The organism is Phytobacter sp. V69 (assembly GCF_965644215.1).
Classification (GTDB): Bacteria; Pseudomonadota; Gammaproteobacteria; order Enterobacterales; family Enterobacteriaceae; genus Phytobacter.
This window is the reverse complement of record NZ_CBFFRL010000445.1, coordinates 1-1,098: the sequence shown is the minus strand read 5'-3', so window position 1 is coordinate 1,098 and position 1,098 is coordinate 1. Positions and strand designations below refer to the sequence as shown.

The 1,098-nt window shown below is 43.4% G+C and carries 1 pseudogene; it reads left to right on the top strand.

Features of this window, described 5'->3' with window-relative positions:
* Positions 1-75: 75 nt before the first annotated feature.
* Positions 76-927: pseudogene (locus ACSZPU_RS25865) on the top strand (hypothetical protein); the annotation flags it as partial.
* Positions 928-1,098: the final 171 nt, after the last annotated feature.

The following is a 1,098-nucleotide window of genomic DNA, read 5'->3' as shown; positions in this document are numbered from 1 at the left end:
CATAAATTAACCTGCTTTTGATGTTGGATTGAACATATCAAAATCAGGCAATTACACAATTTTATGTACAGGCTCGGACGCCTGGGTATTTCATCAGCTGAACTGGTCAATATTCTCGTCGAGGGTATCATGCGCGAGACGCTTATCCCCCGACAGGCTGTGATCACACATATCCAGGAACGGTTCTGGCTGCTGATGGATGAGCACCGCCTGTCGGTACTGGACGTGGCTCGCCTGCTCTCGGACTGGAATATCGGTCTGAGCGTTCTGGAAAGCCGTGAAAGAACGATGGATTACTTAACTGCACCTTTGCTGAAACAGCTATCTGACTGGTTCTGTGTAAGTACCAGATGGCTGGAAGGAAGTGATCCCCGGCCAGTGTACCTGACCGCTTTCAGCGAATGGATTCAGGTTGCCATGATAATTAAAAAAAGAATTCAGGAATATACATCTGACGACAACCTGACCCGTCCTGACATATTCCTGGTCAGAGAGAATCAATACAACTCAGGAGATATCAAAGACGAATCCGGACATGTTTTCATTTTTATTCGGCGCTATAAAACCGTTAATAACACAACAATTCGTGTAGTTGAATGTATCGGGCATTGTCCATCTTCAGGTGCTTATAAAACACAACTTAATTCATTCCTGAGTATGAGCAACATTCTCTTCAGAGCGCATATTCTCAACAGTTTCGACACATTTTATGCATCCGGTTATTTACTGGATGCGCTGAGAGAAGGAAAGATACTTCCGGCCGCTGCACTGTGGGAAATTCAGAAACTTCAACGAACAGAGTCAGGTAAGTTTTCTCAAAATATATGGACCGAAGAGGAAAGAGAACCTTTTCTTTTCCCTGAGGAATTTATAACACCAGAATGGAGTAAATTTGTTAGCCAAATAACAGCCCTCAATATTAAGTGAAATAACCAGTCAGACACATTGTTTTATTGGTGCGCCAGCGCCAGGGGATTTTTTTGCCTTAAACACCATAAACGACAAAGGATATAAATGATGAACGCGAATTCAGATAATAAGTGCAACGCTCGGACATGATTGTGGAGAGTGTAGGAGGAAGGGTTAACCGCGAATTCA